Source organism: Xanthomonas sp. PPL134 (assembly GCF_040595915.1).
Lineage (GTDB): Bacteria > Pseudomonadota > Gammaproteobacteria > Xanthomonadales > Xanthomonadaceae > Xanthomonas_A > Xanthomonas_A indica.
Window position 1 is genome coordinate 126,745 of sequence record NZ_JAMDLL010000004.1, and the last position, 12,870, is coordinate 139,614.

At 69.9% G+C, this 12,870-nt stretch carries 12 protein-coding genes; 7 read left to right on the plus strand and 5 right to left on the minus strand.

The annotated features are described in order from the left end of the window. The first annotated feature begins 174 nt into the window (after positions 1 to 174). The 4 genes from mdoH (at position 175) to hemC (ending at position 4,646) form a co-directional block, all read left to right on the plus strand. Positions 175 to 2,124 (plus strand): glucans biosynthesis glucosyltransferase MdoH, encoded by a 1,950-nt coding sequence (gene mdoH / locus M3U25_RS10435; RefSeq protein ID WP_355499019.1) that lies wholly within the window; start codon positions 175 to 177, stop codon positions 2,122 to 2,124. A 39-nt stretch (positions 2,125 to 2,163) separates the two neighbouring features. Then, on the plus strand, positions 2,164 to 2,829 hold the full coding sequence (locus M3U25_RS10440; protein WP_355499017.1) for an alpha/beta hydrolase: 666 nt from the start codon (positions 2,164 to 2,166) through the stop codon (positions 2,827 to 2,829). A gap of 103 nt (positions 2,830 to 2,932) precedes the next feature. Beyond that, a complete protein-coding gene (locus M3U25_RS10445; protein WP_242081969.1) occupies positions 2,933 to 3,664 on the plus strand; it encodes a LytTR family DNA-binding domain-containing protein in 732 nt (243 codons plus the stop codon). A gap of 58 nt (positions 3,665 to 3,722) precedes the next feature. Continuing rightward, positions 3,723 to 4,646 carry a hydroxymethylbilane synthase gene (gene hemC / locus M3U25_RS10450; RefSeq protein WP_160945478.1) on the plus strand — a complete coding sequence of 308 codons (924 nt, stop codon included), beginning with the start codon at positions 3,723 to 3,725 and terminating at the stop codon, positions 4,644 to 4,646. A 226-nt stretch (positions 4,647 to 4,872) separates the two neighbouring features. On the opposite strand, the gene M3U25_RS10455 is transcribed toward hemC, so the two are convergent. Next, positions 4,873 to 5,667: a DUF481 domain-containing protein gene (locus M3U25_RS10455; protein ID WP_160945477.1), complete on the minus strand. Its 795-nt coding sequence runs from the start codon at positions 5,665 to 5,667 to the stop codon at positions 4,873 to 4,875. Between the two features lie 182 nt (positions 5,668 to 5,849). Here M3U25_RS10455 and M3U25_RS10460 point away from each other — a divergent pair, with 182 nt between their 5' ends. Next, a complete protein-coding gene (locus tag M3U25_RS10460; RefSeq protein WP_010341069.1) occupies positions 5,850 to 6,821 on the plus strand; it encodes a YafY family protein in 972 nt (323 codons plus the stop codon). A 228-nt stretch (positions 6,822 to 7,049) separates the two neighbouring features. Here M3U25_RS10460 and M3U25_RS10465 read toward each other — a convergent pair whose 3' ends face one another. Both M3U25_RS10465 and M3U25_RS10470 read right to left on the minus strand, forming a co-directional pair. After that, positions 7,050 to 7,466, minus strand: a complete 417-nt coding sequence (locus M3U25_RS10465) for a helix-turn-helix domain-containing protein (RefSeq protein ID WP_160945476.1) — start codon at positions 7,464 to 7,466, stop codon at positions 7,050 to 7,052. 230 nt (positions 7,467 to 7,696) lie between these two features. After that, positions 7,697 to 8,242: a lipocalin family protein gene (locus M3U25_RS10470; protein WP_242082090.1), complete on the minus strand. Its 546-nt coding sequence runs from the start codon at positions 8,240 to 8,242 to the stop codon at positions 7,697 to 7,699. A gap of 168 nt (positions 8,243 to 8,410) precedes the next feature. Here M3U25_RS10470 and M3U25_RS10475 point away from each other — a divergent pair, with 168 nt between their 5' ends. Together M3U25_RS10475 and M3U25_RS10480 are read left to right on the plus strand one after the other, a co-directional pair. After that, positions 8,411 to 8,710, plus strand: coding sequence for a hypothetical protein (locus tag M3U25_RS10475; RefSeq protein ID WP_160945474.1), 300 nt, complete (start codon positions 8,411 to 8,413; stop codon positions 8,708 to 8,710). A 67-nt stretch (positions 8,711 to 8,777) separates the two neighbouring features. Then, complete coding sequence (locus tag M3U25_RS10480; protein WP_160945473.1) at positions 8,778 to 10,883, plus strand: prolyl oligopeptidase family serine peptidase; 2,106 nt, start codon at positions 8,778 to 8,780, stop codon at positions 10,881 to 10,883. A 159-nt stretch (positions 10,884 to 11,042) separates the two neighbouring features. Here the strand turns inward: M3U25_RS10480 and M3U25_RS10485 are convergent, their stop codons facing one another. Both M3U25_RS10485 and M3U25_RS10490 read right to left on the minus strand, forming a co-directional pair. After that, positions 11,043 to 11,513: a GNAT family N-acetyltransferase gene (locus M3U25_RS10485; protein WP_355499008.1), complete on the minus strand. Its 471-nt coding sequence runs from the start codon at positions 11,511 to 11,513 to the stop codon at positions 11,043 to 11,045. 40 nt (positions 11,514 to 11,553) lie between these two features. Next, positions 11,554 to 12,765: a pyridoxal phosphate-dependent aminotransferase gene (locus M3U25_RS10490; RefSeq protein ID WP_355499006.1), complete on the minus strand. Its 1,212-nt coding sequence runs from the start codon at positions 12,763 to 12,765 to the stop codon at positions 11,554 to 11,556. Positions 12,766 to 12,870: the final 105 nt, after the last annotated feature.

Here is a 12,870-nt window from a genome sequence, read left to right on the forward strand (position 1 = left end):
AAGCTTACTATTTAAGGTTTACATTGACAGGCGTCTTTGCCCGTCGACAGGAGAGCACGTGGTAGCAACTGGCGTACATGACAAGACGCGCGTGGCCGCAGCGGCATCCGCCGCGCCGGCCGCCCGCGGCATTTCCCGATGGCGCTGCGGCGCCGGATGCGATCGGCGGATCGCATGAGCGCGGTCGCCCCCACACCGGCCGTGCCCGTCGATACGCCCTTGGATGCCGGCCAGGCGGTCTTGCCGCCCGAAGCGCCACTGGCCATGCCGCTGCAGTCGCTGCAGGAAGGCAAGCTGCGCAACAAGCGCCTGCCCAGCACCCCGGTCGGGATCGGCTGGCGGCGCTTCTACGTGTTCGGCACGACCGCGGCGATGACCGCCTATGCCAGCTGGCTGATCTGCAAAGTGCTGCTGATCGGCGGCGTGAGCGTGCTCGAAGCCTGCTTGATGGTGCTATTCATCCCGTTGTTCGCCTGGATCGCGCTGTCCTTCGTCAGCGCCCTGGCCGGCTTCTTCACCCTGGTGTTCGGCAAGGGCCGCAAGCTCGGCATCGATCCGGACGCGCCGTTGCCGGTCGTGCGCAACCGCACCGCGCTGCTGATGCCCACCTACAACGAGGATCCGCACCGGCTGATGGCCGGCCTGCAGGCGATCTACGAGTCGGTGGAGGCCACCGGCCAGATCGAGCGCTTCGATTTCTTCATCCTCAGCGACACCACGCGCCCGGCGGTCGGCGCGGAAGAAGAAAAGGTATATGCCGAGCTGGTGGAGCGCGTCGGCGGCCACGGCCGGCTGTTCTACCGGCGCCGCGCCAGCAACGCCGGGCGCAAGGCCGGCAACATCGCCGACTGGGTGCGCCGCTTCGGTGGCGCCTATCCGCAGATGCTGATCCTGGACGCCGACAGCCTGATGACCGGCGACAGCATCGTGCGTTTGGCCGCCGGCATGGAGGCCAACCCCGACGTGGGCCTGATCCAGACCCTGCCGGAAGTGGTCAACGGCAATACCCTGTTCGCGCGCATGCAGCAGTTCGGCGGCCGCGTCTACGGCCCGGTGATCGCCTTCGGCGTGGCCTGGTGGCACGGTTCGGAAAGCAACTACTGGGGCCACAACGCGATGATCCGCACCGAGGCCTTCGCCGCGCAGGCCGGCCTGCCGTCGCTGCCCGGACGCAAGCCGTTCTGCGGCCACGTGCTCAGCCACGACTTCGTCGAGGCGGCGCTGATGCGCCGTGGTGGCTGGGCCATGCACATGGTGCCGTACCTGCAGGGCAGCTACGAGGAAGGCCCGCCGACGCTGACCGACCTGCTGGTGCGCGACCGCCGCTGGTGCCAGGGCAACCTGCAGCACTCCAAGGTGGTGCGCGCGCGCGGCCTGCACTGGGTCAGCCGCATGCACATGCTGATCGGCATCGGTCATTACTTCACCGCGCCGATGTGGGGCATGCTGATGCTGATCGGCATCGCCATTCCGCTGCAGAACGGCGGGTTCGACCTGGTCGCCTCGGTGATCTCGCCTTTCTCGCCGGCGCGCTACTGGCACCAGCAGGATTCCACGCGGGTGGCCTGGGTGTTCGCGGTGACCATGTTCGTGCTGCTGGCGCCCAAGGTGATGGGCTACTTCGCGATGCTGCTCAAGCCCGGCGAACGCCGCGGCTGCGGTGGCGGGCTGCGCGCCTTCGTGAGCATGCTGCTGGAAACGCTGCTGGCCGCGCTGATGGCGCCGGTGGTGATGTACGTGCAGTCGCGCGGCGTCGCCGAAGTGCTGGCCGGCAAGGATTCGGGCTGGGATGCGCAGCAGCGCGACGACGGCCGCATTTCGTGGTCGGCGCTGTTGCGCAGCTACGGCGGACTCAGCGCGTTCGGCCTGCTGATGGGCGGCATGGCCTATGCCGTGTCGCCGTCGCTGGCGGCGTGGATGGCGCCGGTGGTGATCGGCATGGCGCTGGCGGTGCCGGTGGTGGCGATCAGTTCCTCGCGGGCCGCCGGCCTGTGGCTGCGCAAGTTGCGCATCCTCGCCATTCCCGAGGAATCGCAGCCGCCGGCGGTGCTGCTGCGCGCGGCGGAACTGCGCCGCGAGGCCGCTGCGCGCCGTGCCGAGGCCGAGGCGCAGGCCCAGGGCTGACGCGGGCATACTAGCCGGCCTCCTCCATCGGGAACCGACATGCTGGAAACAGTGGAACACCAGACCGGCGCTGCGCCGGCCTGGACCGTCCTGTGGCTGCACGGCCTGGGCGCCGACGGCAATGACTTCGCGCCGCTGGTGCCGGAACTGCTGCGGCCGCACTGGCCGGCCATGCGTTTCGTGTTCCCGCACGCGCCGGTGCGGGCGGTGACGATCAACAATGGCGTGCGTATGCGCGCCTGGTACGACATCGTCAGCATGGATTTCTCCAATCGCGCCGACAGCGCCGGTGTCGCCGAATCGGTGGCCCAGGTCGAGGAACTGATCGCGCGCGAGGACGCGCGTGGGGTGCCGGCCGAGCGCCTGCTGCTGGCCGGCTTTTCCCAGGGCGGCGCGATCACCCTGGCCACCGGCCTGCGCCGCGAACGGCCGCTGGCCGGCCTGATCGGCCTGTCCACCTATCTGCCCGAACTGGAGAGCGTCGCCCGCTGGCACGCGCCGGCGGCCCTGCGGCAACCGCTGTTCATGGCCCATGGGCAGGGCGACCCGGTGATCCCGCAGACGTACGCCGAGCGCACCGCGCAGACCCTGCAGGCGCTGGGAATGCCGGTGCAGTGGCGGCGCTACCCGATGGCGCACCAGGTCTGCGCCGAGGAAATCGCCGACCTGGGCGACTGGATGGATGCCTGCCTCGCCGGCACCTGAGGCTGGTAGCCGCCTGGCGGCCTGATGCGATACCCGTGGCGGGCGCCCGGAACCGGGGCTAGTATCGGCCGCAGCGCACGCCAGCCGAGCGAGGGAGACCTGGGTGAAGGTGCTGATCGCCGACGACGAACCCCTGGCGCGCGAACGCCTGCGCACGCTGCTGGCCGCGCATGCCGGCGTGGAAGTGGTGGCCGAAGCCGACAACGGCATGGACGCGCTGCACGCCTGCGCCGCCGCGCAGCCGGACCTGGTGCTGCTGGACATTGCCATGCCGGGCCTCGACGGGCTGGAGGCCGCGCGCCACCTGGCCACCTTCGAGCCGCGCCCGGCGGTGGTGTTCTGCACCGCCTACGACGCGCATGCGTTGTCCGCGTTCGAGGCGGCGGCGATCGACTACCTGATGAAACCGGTGCGCGCCGAGCGCCTGGCCGCGGCCCTGCAGCGCGCCCGCACCTTCATGGCCGGCCGCGTCAACGGCGATGCCGCTGCGCCGGCGCCGCAGCGGCGCACCCACCTGTGCGCGCGCCTGCGAGGCAGCCTGCGGCTGATCCCGGTCGACGACATCCACTATCTGCAGGCCGAGGAAAAGTACGTGGTGGTGCACCACGCCCGCGGCGAGGACCTGATCGAGGAATCGTTGCGCGCGCTGGAGGAGGAGTTCGCCGAGCGCTTCGTGCGCATCCACCGCAACTGCCTGGTCGCGCGCCACGAACTGGTGGAGCTGCGCCGGCTCGGCGAGGGCCAGGTGCAGGCGGTGCTGCGCCATGGCAAGCAGCCGCTGGAGGTCAGCCGGCGCTGCGTGGCGCAGCTGCGCAAGGAGATCCACCAGCGTTGACGCCGGCCAGTTCGCACGGCGGCAGCGGCAGGCAGCGGCTTTCCGCGATAATGCGCGCATGAAGATCCTGCGCATCGCTACCCGCAAGAGTCCGCTCGCCCTGTGGCAGAGCGAGCATGTCGCCGCCTGCCTGCGCCGCGCGCACCCGCACCTGGACGTGGTGCTGGTGCCGATGAGCACCCGCGGCGACGAAGTCCTGGACCGCTCGCTGGCGGCGATCGGCGGCAAGGGCCTGTTCCTGAAGGAACTGGAGCTGGCGATGCTGCGCGGCGAGGCCGATTGCGCGGTGCATTCGCTCAAGGACGTGCCGATGGAGCTGGACCGGCCGTTCGTGCTGCCGGCGATCCTGCCGCGCGCCGATCCGGCCGATGCGCTGATCTCCAACCTCTACGCCTCGCTGGACGCGCTGCCGCTCGGCGCGCGCGTCGGCACCTCCTCGCTGCGGCGGCAGGCGCAACTGCGCGCGCGGCGCCCGGACCTGGAACTGCTGGATCTGCGCGGCAACGTCAACACGCGCCTGGCCAAGCTCGACAACGGCGGCTACGACGGCATCGTGCTGGCCTGCGCCGGCCTGCAGCGGCTGGGCCTGGAGGCGCGCATCACCCAGCGCCTGCAGGCGCCGGACTGGCTGCCGGCCCCGGCGCAGGGCGCGATCGCGGTGGAATGCCGCGAGGACGCCAGCGCCGCGCTGGCGCTGTTCGCCGCGCTCGACGACGCGCCGACCCGTCGTTGCGTGGAGGCGGAGCGGGCGATGAACCGCGCCCTGCACGGCAGCTGCCACGTGCCGGTGGCCGCCTTCGCGCAATGGCGCGGCGACGACCTGCTGCTGCAGGGCCTGGTCGGCGGCGTCGCCGACGGACGCCTGGTGCGCGCGGAGCTGCAGCGCAGCGCCCGGGACCCGGACGCCCTGGGCCAGGCCGTGGCCGAGGCCCTGCTGGGCGCCGGCGCGCGCGAATTGCTGGATGTCGACCTGCCGGTCTGATGGCGTGCGCGGTGCCGCGCCAGCGACTGGTAGAAGCGGCTTCAGGGCGCCTCTGACAACGACGAAAGGCCATTCGCAGGAGTGGCCTTGGCCGCAACGGCCGTACCGGAAATGCCCGTCGCGGCTGAAGCCGCTCCTACGACAAGAGGCGGATCAACGGGTCTCTGCGGCGCGGCAGCTCGCCGCACCCCGTGACTAATCCCGGATCCCCACTCCCAATTCCCGCTCACTTGAACTTGTAGACCAGGTTCATGGTGGTCAAGGTATCGGTCTTCTTCTTGTCGTCGCTGACGTCGCTGTTGTAGCGCGCCTGCCAGCCGGCCTTCAGCGCCAGGCGCTCGTTCATGCTCACCGAGATGCCCAGGTCGTTCTGCGCGAAGGTGTTGTATGCGCCGGATTCGACCAGCAGGGTGTTGCCCAGTTCGGTGTTGCTGGTCAGGCCGTACTTGAAGTCGACCAGGCCGCGGCCGATCAGGCCGGTCTCGGTGCGGTCCTCGACCACGTCGTGGGCGCGGCGCACGCCGGGACCGATCTGCACATCGATGCTGCGGCGGTCGCCGTCCATGATCCGGGTGCCGTAGCCGATGCCGATCGTGGCCAGGCGGTCGTAGGTGGCGAAGTCGTCGCGCTCGTAGCGCAGCGAGGCGGTGAGCTGGCGGTGTTCGCCGAGTTGCAGCGCGCTGCCGGCGCTGCCGGTGTAGCGGTTGGAGGTGGTCTGGCGCTTGCGCGTGGTGGTGCCGTCCGGATTGGTGTCGGTGTACTCGGCGCTGGCGTGCAGGGCGAGCAGGTCCAGGCTGTGGATCCAGTCGCCGTCCACGTACTGGCCCTTGAGCCGGCCGTTGAGGCTTTCGTTGGTGCTGTTGCCGTGCGAGGAGGCGAAGCCGAGTTCGCCCGATCCGCTCCACGGCGAACTGGCCGGGTCCGTGGTTGCCGACGAGGTGGCGACGTCGGCGGCCCAGGCCGGGGACGTGCTCAGCAGCAACGAGGCGATGGCGGATACGAGGGTGGCGCGGCGGGACATGGCTTCTCTCCGGGGGTGAGGACGCAGCCTTCGGCTAACGAAATGGAAACGATTTCATCATACCGGATCCACATGACACCCTGGCCGGCCCCGGGCGCCGGCTTCATCGACGGTTCGGGCGCGCTGCCGGCCGCCGCGCCGGACAGGCGTTTTCCGCCCGCGACTCAGACATAATCGAGGCCATGGACCGCTACGAACGCATCAACGCACTGCACCGCCTGCTCAAGTCCGCGCGCTACCCGGTGACGGTGGCGCGGCTGCAGGACGAACTGGGCTGCTCCCGCGCCACCGTCTACCGCGATCTGGCCTTCCTGCGCGATGCGCTGATGGCGCCGGTGGAGGGCGACGGCGAGGCCGGCTTCCGCTACGAATCCGGCGAGAGCGACCGTTTCGAGCTGCCGGGGCTGTGGCTGAGTTCGGAGGAACTGCATGCGCTGCTGGCCTCGCAGCAGTTGCTGGCGCGTACCGGCGGCGGGGTGCTGTCCTCGGTGCTGGCGCCGCTGCAGCAGCGCATCGAGAGCCTGCTCGCGGCCCAGGCGGGGGCGACCCATTGGCCGGTGGAGCGGGTGCGGGTGATCCCGCACCGCGGCCGCAAGCTCGACGAAGCCAGTTTCCGCACCGTCGCCTCGGCGGTGCTGGAGCGCAAGCGCCTGTCCTTCGACTACCGCGCCCGCTCCACCGACGAATCGACCAAGCGCACGGTGTCGCCGCAGCGCATCACCCACTACCGCGACAACTGGTACCTGGACGCCTGGGACCATGGCCGCGACGCGGTGCGCAGCTTCGCGGTGGACCGCATCAACCATGCGCGCCTGCTCGACCAGCCGGCGCAGGACGTGGCCGACGCCGAGCTGGATTCGCAGCTGGCGGCCAGCTACGGCATCTTCTCCGGCGCGCCCAAGGGCTGGGCCACCATCGTGTTCAGCCCCAAGGCGGCGCGCTGGGTCGCCGACGAGCACTGGCATTCCAAGCAGCAGGGCCGGTTCCTGGCCGACGGCCGCTACGAACTGAAGGTGCCCTACAGTGTCTCGCGCGAACTGCTGATGGACGTGCTGCACTACGGCTCGGACGCGGAGATCGTCGAGCCGCGGTCGCTGCGCGAACAGGCCAAGGCGCTGCTGTCGCTGGCGCTGAGCAACTACAGCGACGATTGAGGCGCCGCTGCGCGCTCTGCGATTTCCGTAGGAGCGGCTTCAGCCGCGACATGACGGAAAGCGTCGCGGCTGAAGCCGCTCCTACGTGGGAACTGGCGTGCCGCGGCGGCGTGCGCCGTAGCGTGCGGGATGCAGTCGTCTCCGGGCGACGCAGCGGCCGTCGTAGGAGCGGCTTCAGCCGCGACCGGGGCATTCCGCCGCTGACCGCTGCAGCCTGGAGATGGACGCCTAGGCCGCGTCCAGTGGCGCGCCGCCACCCAGGATCACGCCGATATTGCGCTCGATCCAGTCCACCAGCGCGTGCACGTGCGCCGCGGCTTCCTCGCCGAGCGGGGTCAGGTCGTACTCCACGTGCGGCGGCACCACCGGGTAGGCGGTGCGCTGCACCAGGCCGTCCGCCTCCAGCGCCTGCAGGGTCTGCGACAGCATCTTCTCGCTGACGCCTTCCAGGCTGCGGCGCAGGTCGCCGAAACGGTGGGTGCCCTTGCGCAGGGCGACCAGGACGAGCACGCCCCAGCGGCTGGTGACATGGCTGAGCACGGCGCGGGACGGGCAGTTCTGCGCGAACACCTGGCCGCGCAGCAGGGTGGCGTCCGCGCAGCCGCGGGGCGCTTCGTCGAGGGGTTCGGAAAGGACGCTGGCCAAGCGATGCACCTGTCTGTGGGGGAGGGCGCCCCGATCATACGGGCGGCGCCGGGCGCTTCGCTGAGCGGCGGGTGATCGTGGCGTCGCTCCCATGCCGGGCGTGCGATGGCGCGGCGGCGAGCGTTGGCAGCCGTGGGACGCTGCGGACCGAACGGCGTAAGGGCGGCACCGGGTGCGCCGGCGGCGCGGGCCGGGTCGTTCGTCGCGACCGGCCTGGCCCAGGGTGTTGCCTAGGGCTTGTTCGGCACTTCGAAGCCGAGCTTGCCGACCTGGTCGCGGCGTTGCGGCACGCGCTTGAGCTTGTCGATGTTGACCCCGTACTGGTGGTCCAGCTTGTCGACCAGTTCGCGGTATTGCTTGTGGCTCATGTTCGGCGAGCGTGCGAATACCCAGGCCAGGTCGCGGCCGGGGTAGTCGATCAGCGCCCAGGAATAGTCCGGCGCCACCTCCAGGATGCGGTACTTGGTGGGCACCATCCTGAAGAACCAGGTGGTCCAGCGGCGGTTGCCGGTGCCTTCCTTGACCGTGGCGCGGGAGTTGAGCTCCTTGACCGGTTCGTCGAAGCCGTTGCGGTACTCGTAGCGCACCGCGATCTTGCCGTCGTCCTTGAGGGTGTACTCGTCGCTGCTGGCGACGTGGCCGCGCTCGGCGAAGTACGGCACGTGGGCGATCACGTACCAGCGGCCCATGAAGCGTTGCAGATCGATCGGCGGCTGTGCCGGCTCCTGTTCCGGGTCCGGCGACTTGGCGCGGGCCGTCGCCAAGGGGACGGCCATGCCCAGCAGCAGCACGGAAGCGAACAGGGAAAGCAGGCGCATAGGAGGGTTCCGGGGCGAAGGGCGAATGCCGGTGAAGTATGCGCGTGCGCCATGTCAATGATGCGTCGCAGCCTCTGAGATGTCGCAGCGGCAACCTGCGCGCCTCGACTTCCAGGAACTGCCGCCATGCCGATCGTCTCGTCGTCCCCGCGCCACCACGTCCCGCACCCCGGCCTGCGTCGCCTGCTGCGCCAGGCGATCCTCGCCGGACTGGCCCTGGTCCTGGTGTGGCCGGCCGCGCGCGGCCACAGCGAATGGCTGGGTTGGCGGCCGCTGTGGCTGCTGGGCATGCCGCTGAGCGCCTGGTGGGCCCTGCATCGCTTCCCGCTGCCGCCGCTGCGCCGGCTGTGGGGGCAATGGCGGGCCCGGCCGCGGGCGCAGGCGCGGCGGCGCCGGCCGGCGCTGCGGAGCGCGCGCCCAGCCTGACCTTCGGCAGGGGAGGGCGGCGAGGCCGCATGCTACGGTGCGGCGCTGTCCTTCCCGGATCCGAACCATGTCCTCACTCGCACACGCCTGCCTGATCGCCGGCCTGCTCGCCGCCGGCACCGCCGCGGCCAAGGAAACCGCGATGCCCCAAGACCCCTATGCCTGGCTCGAAGACGTCACCGGCGCCAAGGCGCTGGACTGGGTCAAGGCGCAGAACGCCAAGACCGAGGCGCGTCTGGCCGACACCCCCGCCTTCAAGGCCCGCGAGGCCGGCATCCGCGAGGTGCTGGATTCCGACGCCAAGATCCCGGCCGTGCAGAAGATCGGCCCGTACTACTACAACCTGTGGAAGGACCGCGCGCACGAGCGCGGCCTGTGGCGCCGCACCACCCTGGACGAGTACCGCAAGCCCGAGCCGAAGTGGGAGACGGTGCTGGACCTGGATGCGCTGAACAAGGCCGAGGGCGAGAACTGGGTGTGGCACGGCGCCAACTGCCTGCGCCCAGAGTACCGCCGCTGCCTGATCGCGCTGTCGCGCGGCGGCGCCGACGCCGACGTCACCCGCGAGTTCGACCTGAGCAGCAAGCAGTGGATCAAGGACGGCTTCTTCCGTCCCGAGGCCAAGGGCGGGCTGAGCTGGATCGATGCCGACACCGTCTATCTGTACACCGACTTCGGCCCCGGCTCGCTGACCAGCTCCGGCTACCCGCGCGTCGTCAAGCAGTGGAAGCGCGGCACCCCGATGAGCAGCGCCACGCTGGTCTACGAGGGCAAGCCGGACGACATGTACATCGCGGCGATGCACGACGACACGCCCGGCTACGAGCGCGATTTCGTCAGCCGCACGCTGGCGTTCTACAACGATGAGATGTACCTGCGCGGCACCGATGGCCGCCTGACCAAGATCGACGTGCCCAATTCGGCCAACAAGGGCGTGCACCGCCAGTGGCTGACCCTGGAGCTGCGCGATCCGTGGACGGTGGGCGGCACGACCTACCCGGCCGGTGCGCTGCTGGCGACCAAGTTCGACGACTTCATGGCCGGCAAGCGCAACTTCCAGGTGCTGTTCACGCCGACCGAGACCGCGTCGCTGGCGTCCTTCGCCTGGACCAAGTCGCGGCTGGTGCTGAACGTGCTCGACGACGTCAAGAGCCGGCTGTGGGTGCTGACCCCGGGCGAGGGCGAGTGGGCGCGCACGGCGTTCCCGGTCGGTGACCTGGCCTTCGGCAGCACCAGCGTCGATGCGGTCGATGCCGACGAGAACGACCAGGTGTGGCTGACCTCCACCGACTTCCTGACCCCGACCACGCTGATGCTGGCCGATGTGCAGCGCGGGCCGCAGAGCATCGAGACGCTGAAGGCGATGCCGAGCTTCTTCGACGCGTCCAAGGACGAAATCGAGCAGCACTTCGCCGTGTCCAAGGACGGCACCAAGGTCCCGTACTTCCTGGTCCGGCCCAAGCAGCTCAAGGCCGACGGCAGCGCGCCGACCCTGCTGTATGCCTACGGCGGTTTCGAGATCTCGATGACCCCGTTCTACTCCGGCAGCCTGGGCCGCGCCTGGCTCGACCAGGGTGGCGTGTACGCGCTGGCCAACATCCGCGGCGGCGGCGAGTACGGCCCGCGCTGGCACCAGGCGGCGCTGAAGCAGAACCGGCACAAGGCCTACGAGGACATGGCGGCGGTGGCGCAGGATCTGGTCGCGCGCAAGATCACCTCGGCCAAGCACCTGGGCGTGCAGGGCGGCAGCAACGGCGGGCTGATGGCCGGCAACATGCTGATGCAGTACCCGCAGCTGTTCGGCGCGGTGGTGGTGCAGGTGCCGCTGCTGGACATGAAGCGCTACAGCCACCTGCTGGCCGGCGCCTCGTGGATGGCCGAGTACGGCAACCCGGACACCGACGACTGGAAGTTCATCCAGACCTTCTCGCCGTACCACCTGTTCGACCCGAAGAAGACCTATCCGCCGGTGATCTTCCTGACCTCCACCCGCGACGACCGCGTGCATCCGGGTCATGCGCGGAAGATGGCGGCGAAGATGATCGACGCCGGCAAGAACGTGACCTACTACGAGAACATCGAAGGCGGCCATGGCGGCGCGGCCAACAACGCGCAGGCGGCGCACATGCAGGCGCTGGCGTACAGCTTCCTGTGGGAGCAGCTGTCCAAGTGAATGGTGCGGTCCGCGTCCCGGTCGGGGCGCGGACCATTGCCTGGCCTGGTGCCTGCGAGCCAGTGAACGCGCGAGCCCACGCGCAGCGCGTCGCGTCGCGATCGCGTCGACGCCATGCCTGCTCTCTGCTCGATTTCAGGTCGCCGCCGCAGCGGGTGCTCAGGCGCCGCCGGCCAAAGGCTTGACCAAGGTCAGCGAACGGACCTCATAACCCAGTTCTTCGTACACGTGCAGCGCGTGCGTGTTGAAGGCCCAGACGTTCAGGCGCATTTCGACACCGCCACGCAGTGCCACCCAGTCGTGCGCACGCTGCATCAGCGCCGGGCCGATGCCCTGGCCCCGATGGCGGCCGGTGATGCCTATGCTGCCTACCCGGCCGAAGCGCATCGGCTGCAGCAGCGAGTGCGATTCCGTCACCATGCCGACCGTGACGAAGCCGACGAGAACGCCCTGTGTTTCGGCGACGAAGGTGGTGGCATCGTCCCGGCCAATGCTGCTGTTCCAGTGCGCCGCATCGCCGGCGCCGGCGAAGACGTGGGGAAATGCCTCATGGTGCAGCGCATTGACTTCTTCGCCGAGTGCGCAGATCGCACGCAGATCCGATTCCATGGCTTCGCGGTAGATGAGCATGCCAGGCTCCAGTCGCTGTCCCGTGCCGTTGTTGGTCGCCTCAGCGCGCCCAGCGCGTCAGTCCACGCGCAATCCGCTCCACCGCCTGTTCCAGCCGCGGCAGGCTCTGGGTGTAGGCGATGCGCACGTGCTGGCGGGCGCGGTGACGACCGAAATCCACGCCCGGGGTGAACGCGACGTGCTCGGTTTCCAGGAAGTGCGCGCAGAACGCCTGCGCATCGTCGGTGAAATCGGACACGTCGGCGTACAGGTAGAACGCGCCCTCCGGCTCGACGTCGATGCGGAAGCCGAGCGCGCGCAGCGCCGGCAGCAGGTAGTCGCGGCGCTGCGCGAACTCGGCGCGGCGCGCTTCCAGGATCTGCAGCGTTTCCGGCAGGAAGCAGGCCAGCGCGGCGTGCTGGGCGATGCTGGGCGCGCTGATGTACAGGTTCTGCGCCAGCTTCTCCAGCGACGGCACCGCCGCGCGCGGCGCCACCAGCCAGCCCAGGCGCCAGCCGGTCATGCCGAAATATTTGGAGAAGCTGTTGAGCACATAGGCGTCGTCGTCGACCTCCAGCACGCTGGGCGCGTCGATGCCGTAGCTCAGGCCATGGTAGATCTCGTCCACCACCAGGTGCCCGCCGCGGGCGCGCAGCGTCTGCGACAGCGCGGCCAGTTCGGCGCGCGACAGCACGGTACCGGTGGGATTGGCCGGCGAGGCCACCAGCGCGCCGACGCTGTCCGCGTTCCAGTGCCGCTGCACCAAATCGGGGGTCAGTTGGTAACGGCTGTCCGGGCCGACCGGCACCAGTTGCGCGGCGCCTTCGACCAGGCGCAGGAAATGGCGGTTGCACGGGTAACCGGGGTCGGCCATCAGCCAGGTGCGGCCGGGATCGACCAGCAGCGCGCTGGCCAGCAGCAGCGCGCCGGAGCCGCCGGGCGTGATCAGGATGCGTGCCGGGTCCAGGTCGACGTCGTGGCGCTGCCGGTAGAAGTCCGCCAGCGCCTGGCGCAGGGCCGGGAGGCCGCGCGCGGCGGTGTAGCGGGTATGGCCGGCGCCCAGCGCGGCCTGGCCGGCGGCGACGATCGGTGCGGCGGTGGTGAAGTCCGGTTCGCCGATCTCCAGGTGGATCACGTCGTGGCCGGCCTGCTCCAGTTCGTTGGCGCGGGCCAGCAGGGCCATCACGTGGAAGGGTTCGATCTCGCGGCTGCGCTGGCTGTAGCCAAGCGCGGCGGACGAGGCACTGAGGGTGTCGCCGGGAAGGGAAGCCATGTCGCCGATGATAGAGGAGGGTGCTGTCGCGCGTGTTAGCGATGTCGAGAGGACTGCGAAGCGCGGTGCCGTGCCAGGCGCCGCGTGCGCTGCACCCAGGCGGAA

Excerpts from the sequence above, each read along its gene's own strand:
- M3U25_RS10460 (WP_010341069.1), top strand. The coding sequence starts at position 5,850 with ATGGACCGCTACGAACGCATCAACGCACTGCACCGCCTGCTCAAGTCC.
- M3U25_RS10475 (WP_160945474.1), top strand. The coding sequence starts at position 8,411 with ATGCCGATCGTCTCGTCGTCCCCGCGCCACCACGTCCCGCACCCCGGC.
- M3U25_RS10470 (WP_242082090.1), bottom strand. The coding sequence starts at position 8,242 with ATGGCCGTCCCCTTGGCGACGGCCCGCGCCAAGTCGCCGGACCCGGAA.
- M3U25_RS10485 (WP_355499008.1), bottom strand. The coding sequence starts at position 11,513 with ATGCTCATCTACCGCGAAGCCATGGAATCGGATCTGCGTGCGATCTGC.
- M3U25_RS10440 (WP_355499017.1), top strand. The coding sequence starts at position 2,164 with ATGCTGGAAACAGTGGAACACCAGACCGGCGCTGCGCCGGCCTGGACC.
- M3U25_RS10455 (WP_160945477.1), bottom strand. The coding sequence starts at position 5,667 with ATGTCCCGCCGCGCCACCCTCGTATCCGCCATCGCCTCGTTGCTGCTG.
- hemC (WP_160945478.1), top strand. The coding sequence starts at position 3,723 with ATGAAGATCCTGCGCATCGCTACCCGCAAGAGTCCGCTCGCCCTGTGG.
- M3U25_RS10490 (WP_355499006.1), bottom strand. The coding sequence starts at position 12,765 with ATGGCTTCCCTTCCCGGCGACACCCTCAGTGCCTCGTCCGCCGCGCTT.
- mdoH (WP_355499019.1), top strand. The coding sequence starts at position 175 with ATGAGCGCGGTCGCCCCCACACCGGCCGTGCCCGTCGATACGCCCTTG.
- M3U25_RS10480 (WP_160945473.1), top strand. The coding sequence starts at position 8,778 with ATGTCCTCACTCGCACACGCCTGCCTGATCGCCGGCCTGCTCGCCGCC.